Raw genomic sequence first — 13,832 nt, 5'->3', positions numbered from 1 at the left:
TACGGTAGGGGCCATGGATGGTGCTGCGCAGTTCACGGACGCCCGCGGTCCGGGTGCCGCCCCGGACTGGCGCAGCGAACTCTCCCGGATCGTGCCCGGCACGAGTCCCGACAGGGTCGTGGCGGACCCGGAATCCGGACCCACCGTGGCCCTCGAACTGGACCTGGCCCGGGTGCAGAACCGCACCCCGAAAGCGTGGCAGGAATCACCCCGGGAGACCCCGCTGAGTCTCACGGCCCGTCCGGTGCTGCGCGGACAGCGCCACGGGTGGGTGCACACCGGCATCGACTGGGGCAACCTGGCCTCCCACGCCCGCTCCGGGCACCTGAGCGCGGAGCAACTGGACTGGTTCGAGGAGCTGCGAGCGCTCTCCGAGTCGCACCGCGGCAGTTTCGCTGCGGACCGGCACCAGCTGCACATGGAGCGCTACACCTCTCCCCTGTTGTGGCCCATCCTGGGGCGCGCCCGGGGGCTCGGGATCCCGCTCGTCTCCAAGGGCACGGGAGCACCCGTGATCGTGGATCGCGACGGCCGGTTCGAGGTGCGCGTGGATCCCGGCGAGCACGGCGAGCTCGCCCTGCACCCCCAGCTCATCGTGGGCGAGAACGAGATCCCCCTGCGCTGGACCCGGATCATCGGCCAGCCAGGTCACGGCCTGTTCTACCCGGACGCGACCCCCGCGGCCCTGGACACCGCGGAGGACCTCAACCAGTTCCCGTTGCACCTGGTCGCCCTGGGCACCCGCCTCAATCAGCAGCAGCGCTCGTTCCTGGACCGCGCCGAATCCCTCACGGTCCCGCAGGACGGTGTGGAGGAGTTCTTCGACACCTACTTCCCCCGGTTGCACCAGAGCATGCACGTGATTGCGGGCGAGGACTCCCTGGTGCTGCCCCAGGTCGCGGATCCGCAGTTCGTGCTCACCATCCACCATGACGACCTCACCGAGCGCGTGGAGTGGGAGTGGGAGTACCAGAAGGGTCGCGAACGGATCCGGCTGCCCTTCCGCCCCCTGGACCCTCTCGGGGACGAACCCGTGGCCCGCGAGTCCCGGTGGGAGTCCTCCATGGTCCAGGCCGTGCACCGCCGGATCCCCGAGTTGGACTTCAAACGCAGTTCGTACGCGGCGCAGGACGCCCTGACCCTGTTGCGGGTGTGGTTGCCGCTGCTGCGCAAGATCCCCGACCTGCGCATCGTGGAGACCGGCGGGAGTCCCGCCTACCGCGAGGTCACCGAACCCACCGAGATCACGGTGTCCACCGCGCCCACCGAACACCACGACTGGTTCGGCCTGGGTGTCACCATCAGGGTCGGTGAGCACTACCTCCCGTTCTCCCAGATCTTTCAAGCGCTCGACCGCGGTCAGGACGTGATGCTGCTGCCGGACGGTTCCTACTTCTCCCTGGACCGCCCCGAGTTCACGCGGCTGCGCACGCTCATCGCCGAGGCCCGCACCCTGCAGGAGGACAAGGACGCGCCGCTCGCGTTGAACCGCTACCAGGCGAGCCTGTGGGAGCAGTTTGAGGACCTCGCCACGGACACCCGCCAGGCCGAGCAGTGGCGCGAGGGCGTGCGCGCACTGACCCACCTGCACGAGATCCCCTCTCCCCCGGTCCCCGAGGCCCTACAGGCCAACCTGCGCCCCTACCAGTATGAGGGCTTCCGGTGGCTGAGCTTCCTGTGGGACCACGGACTGGGCGGGATCCTCGCGGACGACATGGGCCTGGGCAAGACCGTGCAGACCATTGCCGCGATCCTGCGCGCCACGGACCGGGATCCGCAGCTGCCACCCCACCTGGTGATCGCACCCACCTCCGTGGTGGCCAACTGGTCCGCCGAGCTGCGCCGCTTCGCGCCCTCCTTGGACATCACCGTACTCACCCACACCAAGGACTCCGTGGCCGACGCCGCCGCGCATTCCCATGTGGTGCTCACGTCCTATGCCCTGCTGCGTCTGGACGCGGAGGCCTACCGTTCGGTCGAGTGGACCGGGGTGATCATGGACGAGGCCCAGTTCGTCAAGAACCCCCGGACCAAGGCCTACCGCGCCGTGAAGAACCTGCGGGCACGCACGTGTCTCGCGATCACCGGCACCCCCATGGAGAACAGTCTTTCCGAACTGTGGTCGTTGCTCTCGCTCACCTCCCCCGGGCTGTTCCCGTCCAAGAAACGTTTCACCGAGCACTACCAGCGTCCCATCGAACGCGCCATGGACTCGGACGCCCTGGCCCGGCTGCGGGCCCGGATGCGCCCGTTCATGCTGCGCCGCACCAAGGCGGACGTGGACCTGCAGCTGCCACCCAAGCTCGAGCACGTCCTGCCCGTGGGGTTGAACCCCGAACACCGCAGTGCGTACGACCGCCGGCTGCAGCGTGAGCGCGCCAAGATCCTGGGCCTGCTGCGCAACTTCGACAAGAACCGGTTCACCATCTTCCAGTCGCTGACCACCCTGCGGATGTTGGCGCTGGACCCCGTCCTGGTGGACCCGGAGTCCAAGGCGCCATCCTCAAAGTTGGACGTCCTCTTCGACCAGCTGCCCCAGCTCGTCCAGGAGGGCCACCGCCCGCTCGTGTTCAGCCAGTTCACGAGTTTCCTCAAGATCGTGGCCCAGCGCCTCGACGACGCCGGGATCGCCTACAGCTACCTCGACGGCAGCACGCGGGACCGCGCGGGGGCGCTCGAGAAGTTCCGCAGCGGCCGCGCTCCCGTGTTCCTGGTGAGCCTCAAGGCCGGCGGTTTCGGCATCAACCTCACCGAGGCCGACTACTGCTACCTCCTGGACCCGTGGTGGAATCCCGCGGCGGAGAACCAGGCCGTGGACCGCACCCACCGGATCGGGCAGACCAAGAAGGTCATGGTCTACCGCATGGTCGCGCAGGGCACGATCGAGGAGAAAGTCATGGACCTCAAGGCCCGCAAGGCGGACCTGTTCGGGGCCGTGCTCGACGATGAACGGTTCTTCTCCGCCACTCTCGACGCCGAGGACATCCGCGCTCTGGTTGGTGTCTGAGCGAACCCCGGGTTCCGTCGAGTGCCCTGCACGGTCCCGATCACGCCGACGGTCGAGCTCGGGCGCACGCGGGAACACCGCGCGGGGTCCTTTCCGTGGAAGTCACACTCCCCCCGACCTGTCGACCCGGCATGGTCAGCGGGTTAGCGTGAGCACAGATCACGCCAGCCCCGGCGCACCCGCACCGCGTGCGCGGACCCCTGACCCGATCCGTGGGTGTTGCGTGATCACGGTGTTGGGAGGCACTCGAGCATGTCACACAGCAGGACGCCGCACGGCCACGGTCCGAGTACCGAGGTGGCACTGCGGCGCGCCGGGATCGGTGTCGTGCTGGCCCGGGTTGCCTCCGCCGTCCCCGATCCGCCGGTCTGTCCATGGTCCCGTCTGGAGTCCGTCCTCACCGGGGCCATCGCCGGGATGCTCTGGAACGACTTCCTCATGGTCGAGTACGACCCACCGGAGGGCACCCCGGACGTTCCCGCCGCGTGGGTGCGCACGGGACCCCGCGGGGTGCAGTGCGCCCTGCAGCGCGTTGCGGGCCGTTCCGCGGCCGCCACCCACGGACCCGCCGAGTTCACCGGGCCGTGGTGTCCCGCGGAGCGGCTGAGGTCGTGGGGGTGGGACGATCCCACCGCCCCCGGACGGCCGTGGACGTGCGGACCGTGCCTGCCGCGGGCGGCCGCGCGCAGCGTCCTCGCTGGCATGCGCAGTCACCGGGCGTGCGGGGACCCGTACGAGTTCCACTGGGGCGTGGGGTCGCTCCCCGCCCCGGAGATCACCGCCAGCCGCCTGCTCGCGCTACCCTCGGCAACTACGAGTTCTCCGACGCCGAGGGTGCCCACGTGGTCGCCGCCCTCGTGAGTCTTGTGCCGGGCGCGACCGGGCTGTTCGGCAAACTCCTGGCCGCCGTACCCCAACCCATCACCGCGGGGTTGCTCGCGGGGGTCCTGTTGCCGTTCGCGATGCGGGTGGCTCCGGCCGTCGCCTAGCGTCCCGGCACGCTGAGCGGCCCACGGGCTGGATGGCTCCGCGGGCTGACTGGCTCCGCGGTCGATGGCGCGCAGAGCGTATTGCGGCGCAGACAGCGTTCGGCGCGGGTTCAGGTGCGAGCCAGGCGCGAGGCGGGATCCACGGCCGACGGCGCGCGGGGTGCTTCGGAGCCCCGAAACCACCGCCGGTGACCCGCGCGTAAAATACGGGTACATGCCCGAGCACCACAGCGCTTCCTCCACCGTTCCCGAGTCACCGGAACCCACTGCCGCCCAGATCCGCAGGTGGCGTCACTACCTCGCGGACGAACTCGCCGAGGCCGCCACGTACGAACACCTGGCCCGCCACAGCTCGGGCCGCCATGCCGAGATCTTACAGAGCGTGGCCGAGGCGGAGGGCCGCCACGCCGAACACTGGCGTCGTCTGCTCGGACCCCACGCCGATCGTCCGGCGAGACCCGCCCTGCAAGCGCAACTGCTCATGTTCTTGGCCAAGCACGTGGGATCCGTCTTCGTCCTGGCGCTGCTGCAGCGCGCCGAGTCCCGCTCCCCGTACCGCGAGGACCCGGATGCCACGGCCGCCATGGCGGCGGACGAGGCCGTCCACGAGGAGATCATCCGCGCACTCGCAACCGATGGCCGCACGCGGTTGTCCGGCAACTTCCGGGCCGCCGTGTTCGGCGCCAACGACGGCCTGGTGTCCAACCTGGCCCTGGTGATGGGCGTGGGCGCCACGGGCACGTCCAGCTCCCTGGTGCTGTTCTCGGGCATCGCCGGACTGCTCGCGGGTGCCCTGTCCATGGGAGCGGGCGAATACGTCTCCGTGCGATCCCAGCGGGAACTGCTGGACGCCTCCCAACCCACCCAGGTGACCCTGCGCGTGGCGCCGGCGTTGGACCTGAACGCCAACGAGCTCACACTGATCTACCGGGCCCGGGGCATGAGCGAGAAGGCTGCAGAGCACCGGGCGGCCGAGCGACTCGGACACTTCGACTGCGACTGCGATCCATCGCTGTCGTTCCAAGACGAGAAGGCGCGTCGTGTGCTCAACACGGAACCGGGCGAGGAGCTTCCCGCCACGGACGACAACCAGGCCCTGGGCACCGATCTGGGGGCGGCGGCGTCGAGCTTCTGCTTCTTCGCGTCCGGGGCGATCATCCCGATCCTGCCCTACCTCTTCGGCCTGGGCGGCGGAGTGGCCATGGCCGTGGGAATGGCGCTCGTGGGCATCGCGTTGTTGATCACGGGCGGTTTCGTGGGGCTGCTCTCCGGCGCCTCCCCGTTCAGGCGGGGACTGCGGCAGCTCGGGATCGGGTACGGGGCCTCGATCGCCACCTACCTTCTGGGGCTCGCATTCAACACGACGGTCTCGTGAGTACCGAACGGCGACTGTTCTCCGTAGGCAGAAGTGTGATTTGTACGACATAAAAGTGGTGCGTGCCCACAATCAGGAGGCATTTCTTGTCCCCTCTATCGCCCACAAGTGCAGTAAGTATTGTTGAGATATTCGCTCATTAGCATTTGTTAACCTTCGCTCACTAGGCGAAAAACCCTGTTATTGCAGGTCAGAGCGGCTTTAAGGGGTCAATTTCCGGCTAATTTACACGCATAAATCGGTGGGCCGATTGGCGCGAACCACACTCCATGAAACTTCACCGGCTCCGAGTCATCTGAGAAATTCCGATATTCTGGGGGCGTGGTTCTACGAACCACCGCAACGGGAGACTTCGCACAGGGAAATCGCCACACATGCACTGGGGGGTGCTCTGTGGTTGATGCTGTGCGTCGGTAGCCGCTCAGCCCACGGCTTGATCCCGTTGAGGCGTTATCGCCTGCCGGTGGCTGCGGGTTCTCTCGCAGAGGCGCACCTCTCCCCGCGCCGGACGGGCTCCTACCGTCCGCTCCCGCGGCCACCGGTCGTTAACGCCCCTTCCGAGATCCGGACCATCCCGCGCGCTGTGTAGCCCGGGGCGATAAGATCGTCTGCGGTCCCCGGACGGATGACATCCCGTGCTCCGGGGCCGCTCCGTTCCCCGTTCCGCGATCCCAGGAGTATCCCCTCATGTCGGCCCAGCAGCCCACGTCCGATGAACACGTCCTGACCGTCCACTGCCCCGAGGCCTACGGTCTCGTGAGCGCCGTGGCGTCGAACCTCACGGAGCAGGGTTGCGACATCTTCGACGTCAAGCATTTCTCGGACCGGCACAACGACGAATTCTTCATCCGCTGCCACACCATGAACGAACCGGGCACCGTAACCACTGAGTCCCTGATCGAGGGGTTCCGCCCGGTGGCCGAGAAGCACGACATGCGCTTCCGTCTGGTGGACGCCCGGCACAAAACCCGTGTGCTCGTCATGGTCTCCAAGATCTCGCACTGCCTCGTGAACCTGCTCCACCGAGCGCGCGTGGGCTCGCTGCCCATCGAGATCGTGGGTGTGGTGTCCAATCACACGGACCTGCAACCCCTCGTGGACTTCTACGGTGTGCCGTTCCACCACGTGCCCGTCACCCGGCACACCAAGCCGCAGGCCGAGGCGCAACTGCTCGAGATCGCCGCGTCCTACGACACCGAACTCGTGGTGCTGGCCCGCTACATGCAGATCCTCTCGGACGAGCTCACGCAACAGCTCGCGGGTCGGTGCATCAACATCCACCACTCGTTCCTGCCCTCCTTCAAGGGCGCCAAGCCGTACCACCAGGCCTACGAGCGCGGAGTCAAGATGGTCGGGGCCACCGCCCACTACGTCACCCCGGACCTGGACGAGGGTCCGATCATCGCGCAGCGCGTGATCCCGGTGGATCACGCGCACACCCCGGAGGACCTCGTGGCGGTGGGTTCCGAGGCGGAGACCCAGGCCCTGTCCCGCGCCGTGAAGTGGCACGCGGAGGGTCGCGTGGTGATCTCCGGCAATCGGACCATCGTCCTGGCCTGAGTCCCGGCCCGAGTCACGGTCCGCATCGCGCGCCCGCATCCCGTCCGGCCGGCGCTCGACTCGCACCGCGACGAACCGCACCGCTGTCCCTCACCGGCTGACACTCGCGTCCGAACGGCGCCACGACGAACGACGCCGCTCCTCCACCGAGGTGGGCGAGCGGCGTCGTCGTGGATGCACCGGCGGCGAAGCACCGGGAGGGTTTTACTTGCCCTCGAAGATCTCCCGCATGAGCTGCGCGGTCTCCGACGGAGTCTTGCCCACCTTCACACCGGCGGCCTCGAGGGCCTCCTTCTTGGCTTGGGCCGTGCCCGAGGAACCAGAGACGATGGCCCCGGCGTGGCCCATGGTCTTGCCCTCGGGAGCGGTGAAGCCCGCGACGTAGCCCACCACGGGCTTGGTTACGTTCGCCTTGATGAACTCCGCGGCGCGCTCCTCGGCGTCGCCGCCGATCTCACCGATCATCACGATGGCCTCGGTCTCGGGGTCCGCCTCGAAGGCCTCGAGGGCGTCGATGTGCGTGGTGCCGATGACCGGGTCACCGCCGATGCCGATGGCCGTGGTGAAGCCCAGGTCCCGCAGTTCGTACATCATTTGGTAGGTCAGCGTGCCGGACTTGGAGACCAGGCCCAGCTTGCCCTTGCCCGTGATGTTCGCGGGGGTGATCCCCAGCAGCGACTCCTCGGGGGAGATGATGCCCGGGCAATTGGGGCCGATGATCCGGGTCTTGGGCTTGCCGTCCGCGCCGGTGTTCGCCTTGGCGTGCGCCCAGAACTCGGCGGAGTCCTGCACGGGGATGCCCTCTGTGATGACCACCACGAGCGGGATCTCGGCGTCGATGGCCTCGATCACGGCGTCTTTACAGAAGGCCGGCGGTACGAACACGATCGACGCGTTCGCCCCGGTCTCCTGCACGGCCTCGCTCACGCTGCCGAACACGGGCAGTTCGACGGCGTTGCCGTCCTTGTCCTGGTGGTTCACCGTGGTGCCCGCCTTACGGGCGTTGACACCGCCGAGCACGTTGGTGCCGGCAGCGAGCATGCGCGCGGTGTGCTTGGTGCCCTCGCCGCCGGTGATGCCCTGAACGATGACCTTGGAGTCCTTGTTCAAAAAGATCGACATGTCTTCTTCCTGATAGCTGTTCGCGTGGGCGATTACTTGGCGGAGTGGGCCAGCTCGGCCGCCTTGTCGGCGCCGGAGTCCATGGTGTCCGCGGAGGTGACCAGCGGGTGGTTGGCCTCGCGCAGGATCTGGCGGCCCTCCTCCACGTTGTTGCCGTCCAGACGCACCACGATGGGCTTGGTGGCGGAGTCACCGAGGATGTCCAGCGCCTTCACGATGCCGTTGGCAACGGCGTCGCACGCGGTGATGCCACCGAAAACGTTGACGAACACGGACTCGACCTGCGGGTCATTGAGAATCACGTCCAGACCGGCGGCCATGACCTCGGCGGACGCGCCGCCTCCGATGTCCAGGAAGTTGGCGGGCTTCACGTTGCCGTGCTTCTCACCGGCGTAGGCCACGACGTCCAGGGTGGACATCACGAGACCGGCACCGTTGCCGATGATGCCCACCTCGCCGTCGAGTTTGACGTAGTTGAGGTCGTTCTCCTTGGCCTTCTCCTCGAGGGGGTCCGCGGAGGACTTGTCCGCGAGCGCCGCGTGGTCCTCGTGGCGGAACTCGGCGTTGTCGTCCAGGGAGACCTTGCCGTCCAGGGCGAGGATCTCGCCGTCGCCGGTCTTGACCAGCGGGTTGACCTCCACCAGGGTGGCATCCTCCTTGGTGTAGACCTCACCGAGCTTGACGAGCACGGGGACGACCTTCTCGGCGGTCTCGGCGTCGAACTTGGCCTGCTCTACGATCTCGCGGGCCTTGGCCTCGGTGATGCCCTCCGCGGGGTTGACGTCCACGCGGGCCAGGGCGTCCGGGCGCTCCACGGCGAGCTGCTCGATCTCCATGCCACCCTCGACCGAGCACATGGCCAGGTAGGAGCGGTTGGCGCGGTCCAACAGGACGGAGAAGTAGTATTCCTCGGCGATGTCCGCGCCCTGCGCGATCATCACGCGGTGCACGGTGTGGCCCTTGATGTCCATTCCCAGAATCTGCTGGGCGTACTCGTAGGCCTCGTCGGCGGACTTCGCGACCTTCACACCGCCGGCCTTGCCGCGGCCGCCCACCTTGACCTGTGCCTTGACGACGGTGACCCCGCCGATCTTCTCTGCTGCTGCCTTGGCTTCTTCTGGGGTAGTGGCGACGATGCCGGCCAGCACGGGAACGCCGTGCTTCTCGAACAGGTCGCGTGCCTGGTACTCAAACAGGTCCACGGATAAGTGTCCTTCTGCGTCGAGGTGTGTCGTTCCGCACCGGGAACCCCCGGTTGGAGCGACCTGATGTGGGGGGATGAAGCGCAGCACTGCGCTCACAGAGCCCTCACGAGCATTTTAGGCCATGGGCCCTTGATTCGCGTCACACCCGGCCCCCGCGGACACCGCGGGACCGGACCCGGGATTCCCGCCCGCACGGCAGCGGCTGGTTGACTGGGGGCATGCGACGCATCGGACTGCCGGAGATCTGGGACGCCCGCGAGGCGGACCCGGGGTTCATGGCCTCGTTGGCCACCTTCTCGTTCGTGGCACTCGGGCTGGAGTTGGTGGTCAGCGGGACGATCCTGACCCTCACGGGTTCGGTATCCACCTTCTATCCCCTGGGCTGGCAGGTCGTGGAATGGGTGGGTCTCGGGGCACTGTGGGTGCTGCTCGCGCGCGCCCTGGTGGCCTGGTCCCGGCGCCGCGGGGTCGATCCGTTACCGAGCGAGGAAACGGGCGCGGGGCGCGACGACGCGGTCGACGGCCGGGACGACGCCGCCGCGGGCCGAGTCGGCGTCGACGGCGGGGTGGACCACCGCCGCTGGCGGGAGATCCTGTTGTGCTTCGTCCTGGCCGTGGTGCTCGCGATCGTGCTGCCCGCATTGATCGGGGCGCCGTGGGGTCTGGCCCCGCTGGACCGCTACCTGCAACTGTTCGACGTGTACGGGCCCCTCGGGTGGCTCGCGATGGTCGCGTGGGTCTGCTACCTGGTGGGCCGCAGTTTCCTGGTCGCGGGCCTGCTGGCGTACTCGCACCGTGCCATCCGGGAGGTCCTCACGTTCCGGGGGTCCCGGTGGGTCCCGTGGGGCGGTCTCGTGGCGGGCCTCACGATGGGGGCCGTGGCTTTCCTCGCCGGCGGCCAGGCGGCCGCCGTGACCACCCTGTTGAGCTGCGTGCTGCTGGGCGTGATCCACGTCCGCTCCGGCGAATCCCTGCGCGTGACCACGCTGTTCACCGTGCTCGTGTTGATCTTCGTCTGAGCGATCACCGCCTCTACTGTCTCCATGCCTGGGAGCAACCCTGATCGGTTGCGCTCCGATCCCGCCGGGCCACCCGAACGGTTCGAGCATCCGGGTGAGTCTCAACACACCGGGCTGCGCCGGGCCGCCAGATGGGTTCGCCAGGCAGGTTCGAGCCACCCGGTGCGTTTCGGCGCACCGGACGACACCGCGCGCGACGGGGCCGCGGCGTCGTACCCCTTACGAGACCTTGGTCATGGGCGCGTAACGCAATAGGAGCCGCTTCTCCTCCGCACCGAAGCGCACCTTGGCGACCGTCTTGTCCCCAGAGCCCTCCATGGCGACCACGGAACCGCGGCCGAACGCCTTGTGCTCCACCGTGTCCCCCACGCTGAGGGAAGGAATCTCCCGCTGGGGCTGCACGCGCCCGGCGGAGGCCGGTGAGAGCCTGCGGAAACTTGCCCCGGATCCGGCGCCCGCACCCCACGAGGAACCGCGCAACGGATCGCGGGCCTGGAATCCGGCGTGCACGGGCGAACCCCATCCGCCCGCGGCGCTGGCGCCCTCACGCTTCCACTCGATCAACCGCGAAGGGATCTCGTCCAGGAACGGGCTTGCGGGATTGAATTGGGACTGCCCCCACATGGAGCGGGACTCGGCGCGCGTGAGGTACAGCCGTTTGCGCGCCCGGGTGATCCCCACGTACGCGAGGCGGCGTTCCTCCTCCATGCTCGAGGCGTCGGCGAAGCTGCGCTGGTGCGGGAAGATCCCGTGCTCCATGCCCGTGAGGAACACGACCGGGAACTCGAGTCCCTTGGCGGTGTGCAGGGTCATGAGCGTCACGACCCCCTGGGAACGCGCTTGCGCGACCTGCTCCGCGATCTGCTGGGCACTCGCGCCGCCCTCGGGTTCGGGCTGGGTGGGGATCTGGTCCGCGTCCGCCACGAGGGCCACGTGTTCCAGGAACTCCCCGAGGCCCGCGTCCGGGTGGTCCTTCTCGAACTCGCGCACCACGGCCACGAGCTCCGCGAGGTTCTCCACACGGGACTCGTCCTGCGGGTCGGTGGACGTACGCAGGGCCTCGAGGTACCCGGACTGTTCGAGTACGGCCTCGAGAACCGCGGTCACCGAGGCGCCCTGAGCGAGTTCCGCGAGATCGTCCATGAGCTGGGAGAACTTCGTGATGGCGTTCGCCGAGCGAGTGGCCAGGGCGGGTGCCTCGTCCAAGCGGTGCATGGCCTCGGAGAAGGAGATGCCCTCGCGGTCGGCGAGCGCCGCGATCGAGCCCTGGGCGCGGTCCCCGATCCCTCGCTTGGGCTCGTTGATGATGCGCCGCACGGTGATGTCGTCCGCGGGGTTCGCGATCGCGCGCAGGTAGGATATGGCGTCCTTGATCTCCTTGCGCTCGTAGAAGCGGGTCCCGCCCACCACCTTGTAGGGCAATCCCACGCGCATCAGGATCTCCTCGAGGGAGCGCGATTGTGCGTTGGTGCGGTAGAACACGGCGACGTCGCCGGGGCGGATCCCGTGCTCGTCCTGTAGCGTGTCGATCTCCTCCGCGATGAAGCGAGCCTCTTCGTGTTCGTTCTCAGCGGCGTACCCGATGATGGGGGCGCCATCGCCTTCCGCGGTCCACAGTTTCTTGTCCCGGCGGTCCGCGTTCTGAGAGATCACGGAGTTGGCCGCGGAGAGGATGTTCTGCGTGGAGCGGTAGTTCTGTTCCAGCAGGATGGTGCGTGCGGAGGGAAAGTCCCGCTCGAAGTCCGTGATGTTGCGGATGTCCGCGCCGCGGAACGCGTAGATGGACTGGTCCGAGTCCCCCACCACCGTGAGTTCGGCCAGCGGGATCCCGGAGTCATCCGGGTGGTTCTCGGAACCGCCTCCCACGAGTTCCCGCACGAGCGCGTACTGGGCGTGGTTGGTGTCCTGGTACTCGTCCACGAGCACGTGTCGGAAGCGGCGTCGGTAGTACTCGAGCACCTGAGGGAACGCGCGGAACATGTGCACGGTCTCGCCGATGAGGTCGTCGAAGTCCATGGCGTTGGCCGCGCGCAACCGCTGGGTGTAGCCCCGGTAGACCCGGGCCACGGCGGACTCGAACGGGTCCGAGGAACTCGCGCGGGCCAGGTAGGTCTCGTCGTCCACGAGCTCGTTCTTGAGGGCGGAGATCTTGTGCTGGATGGCCTTGGGCGCGAACCGCTTGGGGTCCAACTCATGCTGCTTGGCCACCTGGGTGATCAACCGCAGGGAGTCCGCGGAGTCGTAGATGGAGAAGTTGGTGGACAGCCCCAGGGTCTTGGCCTCGCGGCGTAGGATCCGCACGCACAGCGAGTGGAACGTGGAGATCCACATGGAGCGCGCGGACTCCCCCACGAGATCCACGATCCGCTCCCGCATCTCCGCGGCGGCCTTGTTCGTGAACGTGATCGCGAGGATCTCCCCCCGGCGGGCGCGGCCCGTGGCCAGCAAGTAGGCGATCCGGTGCGTGAGGACCCTGGTCTTGCCGGAACCGGCACCGGCCACGATGAGCAGCGGGGAACCCGCGTGCTCCACGGCGGCGCGTTGGGGGTCGTTCAGTCCCTCCACGAGTTGAGCCCCGGATGCCGGGGTGGGCTGGGAGAACTCGTCCGAGTCGGGCGCGTTCGCCGAGCGCACCGAGGCCGCGGACAGGAGGGGATTGTCAGAGAGGAAGTCCATGGTGGCACCAGTTTAGCCAGCGGTGGGGACGCCCTCACCGGCCCGTGGACAACCCCGGATCACACGTAGCGCGGTTCCAACAGGTGGCGCCCGTTGGCGTCCTCGACCCACAGGTGCGAATCCGCGACGGTGACCCGCGCCGGGGCCTGTAGCACGACGTCTTCGTCGAGGTCGTCCCCGTCCTGGTCGGGCCCGCCGTAAATGGTGAAGACCTCCCCCGCGGAGGGGTCCAAATGGCGGATGGCGTCGTTGCCGGTGTCCGCGACCACCACGGAACCGTCGTAGAGGATCTGCAGGTCCTCGGGGCGGGCGAGCTTGGCGTCCGCCGCAGGGCCGTCCTGGTACCCGGCACCGTGGCGGCCGATGACCGTGACCACGTGGGGATCGCCGTCGGGCCGGTCCGTATCGATCGCAATGTAGCGCAGCGCGGAGGAATCCTTGTCCACGAGCCACAACTTGCCGTCACCGGCCTCGGTGATCGAGACCGTGGCCGCGAACTTGGCCTGGGCGATCTTCCCGTCCCGGCGGCCGGGCTCACCCGTGCCGCCGTACTCCTGGAGGGCATCGGTGTACGGGTCCCAGCGGAACAACTGGTTCTTGTCCGGGACGGCGGCGATCACGGCGGAGAGCTTGTGGGACCACACGATGTCCGCGATCCGCGCGCCCTCCAGGACGGAGCAGTTGATCCTGCGCCGGACCGTGGTGTGATCGGCCTCGTACAGGGTGAGTTCCGTGCCGTCACCCGCGCTCATGAGCAGTCCGTCCGGCAGGCCGATGGAGAGTTCCATGACCGTCACCACCCTTCCGCAGTGCCCGCGGGGCACCTGTTCACCACCTCGTCATCGAGCGTGGTACCCGTAGTCATTCACAGTACAACCC

At 68.0% G+C, this 13,832-nt stretch carries 10 protein-coding genes; 6 read left to right on the top strand and 4 right to left on the bottom strand.

All coding sequences use genetic code 11. From position 1 onward, the window contains the following. The first annotated feature begins 13 nt into the window (after positions 1 to 13). From RF637_RS06680 to purU, 5 genes are all read left to right on the top strand, one after another. A complete protein-coding gene (locus tag RF637_RS06680) occupies positions 14 to 3,007 on the top strand; it encodes a DEAD/DEAH box helicase (RefSeq protein ID WP_368844436.1) in 2,994 nt (997 codons plus the stop codon). A 252-nt stretch (positions 3,008 to 3,259) separates the two neighbouring features. Continuing rightward, a complete protein-coding gene (locus RF637_RS06675; RefSeq protein WP_240505686.1) occupies positions 3,260 to 3,868 on the top strand; it encodes a hypothetical protein in 609 nt (202 codons plus the stop codon). Beyond that, the gene (locus RF637_RS06670) at positions 3,850 to 3,996 is read left to right on the top strand and encodes a benzoate/H(+) symporter BenE family transporter (protein ID WP_240505687.1); all 147 of its coding nucleotides are present in this window, start codon (positions 3,850 to 3,852) and stop codon (positions 3,994 to 3,996) included. The genes RF637_RS06675 and RF637_RS06670 overlap by 19 nt, the downstream gene beginning before the upstream one ends. A gap of 214 nt (positions 3,997 to 4,210) precedes the next feature. Further along, positions 4,211 to 5,371, top strand: a complete 1,161-nt coding sequence (locus RF637_RS06665) for a VIT1/CCC1 transporter family protein (protein WP_368844435.1) — start codon at positions 4,211 to 4,213, stop codon at positions 5,369 to 5,371. A 687-nt stretch (positions 5,372 to 6,058) separates the two neighbouring features. Beyond that, positions 6,059 to 6,931 carry a formyltetrahydrofolate deformylase gene (gene purU / locus RF637_RS06660; RefSeq protein WP_193519794.1) on the top strand — a complete coding sequence of 291 codons (873 nt, stop codon included), beginning with the start codon at positions 6,059 to 6,061 and terminating at the stop codon, positions 6,929 to 6,931. 204 nt (positions 6,932 to 7,135) lie between these two features. Here the strand turns inward: purU and sucD are convergent, their stop codons facing one another. Next, positions 7,136 to 8,053, bottom strand: coding sequence for a succinate--CoA ligase subunit alpha (sucD, locus tag RF637_RS06655; RefSeq protein WP_064847200.1), 918 nt, complete (start codon positions 8,051 to 8,053; stop codon positions 7,136 to 7,138). A gap of 32 nt (positions 8,054 to 8,085) precedes the next feature. Beyond that, positions 8,086 to 9,255 carry an ADP-forming succinate--CoA ligase subunit beta gene (gene sucC, locus RF637_RS06650; RefSeq protein WP_085107038.1) on the bottom strand — a complete coding sequence of 390 codons (1,170 nt, stop codon included), beginning with the start codon at positions 9,253 to 9,255 and terminating at the stop codon, positions 8,086 to 8,088. Positions 9,256 to 9,476: 221 nt separating this feature from the next. Between sucC and RF637_RS06645 the strand changes: the two genes are divergently transcribed. After that, on the top strand, positions 9,477 to 10,277 hold the full coding sequence (locus tag RF637_RS06645; protein WP_144998671.1) for a hypothetical protein: 801 nt from the start codon (positions 9,477 to 9,479) through the stop codon (positions 10,275 to 10,277). Between the two features lie 219 nt (positions 10,278 to 10,496). Here the strand turns inward: RF637_RS06645 and pcrA are convergent, their stop codons facing one another. Further along, positions 10,497 to 12,953 carry a DNA helicase PcrA gene (gene pcrA, locus RF637_RS06640; protein ID WP_368844434.1) on the bottom strand — a complete coding sequence of 819 codons (2,457 nt, stop codon included), beginning with the start codon at positions 12,951 to 12,953 and terminating at the stop codon, positions 10,497 to 10,499. 59 nt (positions 12,954 to 13,012) lie between these two features. Next, on the bottom strand, positions 13,013 to 13,741 hold the full coding sequence (locus RF637_RS06635; RefSeq protein ID WP_231885634.1) for an integrase: 729 nt from the start codon (positions 13,739 to 13,741) through the stop codon (positions 13,013 to 13,015). Positions 13,742 to 13,832 lie beyond the last annotated feature (91 nt).

This window comes from Kocuria sp. CPCC 204721 (assembly GCF_040980945.1).
GTDB classification, from domain to species: Bacteria; Actinomycetota; Actinomycetes; order Actinomycetales; family Micrococcaceae; genus Kocuria; species Kocuria marina.
The sequence above is the reverse complement of the archived record's forward strand: the minus strand, read 5'-3'. Positions and strand labels throughout refer to the sequence as shown.

Excerpts from the sequence above, each read along its gene's own strand:
- RF637_RS06680 (WP_368844436.1), top strand. The coding sequence starts at position 14 with ATGGATGGTGCTGCGCAGTTCACGGACGCCCGCGGTCCGGGTGCCGCC.
- RF637_RS06675 (WP_240505686.1), top strand. The coding sequence starts at position 3,260 with ATGTCACACAGCAGGACGCCGCACGGCCACGGTCCGAGTACCGAGGTG.
- RF637_RS06665 (WP_368844435.1), top strand. The coding sequence starts at position 4,211 with ATGCCCGAGCACCACAGCGCTTCCTCCACCGTTCCCGAGTCACCGGAA.
- purU (WP_193519794.1), top strand. The coding sequence starts at position 6,059 with ATGTCGGCCCAGCAGCCCACGTCCGATGAACACGTCCTGACCGTCCAC.
- sucD (WP_064847200.1), bottom strand. The coding sequence starts at position 8,053 with ATGTCGATCTTTTTGAACAAGGACTCCAAGGTCATCGTTCAGGGCATC.
- RF637_RS06645 (WP_144998671.1), top strand. The coding sequence starts at position 9,477 with ATGCGACGCATCGGACTGCCGGAGATCTGGGACGCCCGCGAGGCGGAC.
- pcrA (WP_368844434.1), bottom strand. The coding sequence starts at position 12,953 with ATGGACTTCCTCTCTGACAATCCCCTCCTGTCCGCGGCCTCGGTGCGC.
- RF637_RS06635 (WP_231885634.1), bottom strand. The coding sequence starts at position 13,741 with ATGGAACTCTCCATCGGCCTGCCGGACGGACTGCTCATGAGCGCGGGT.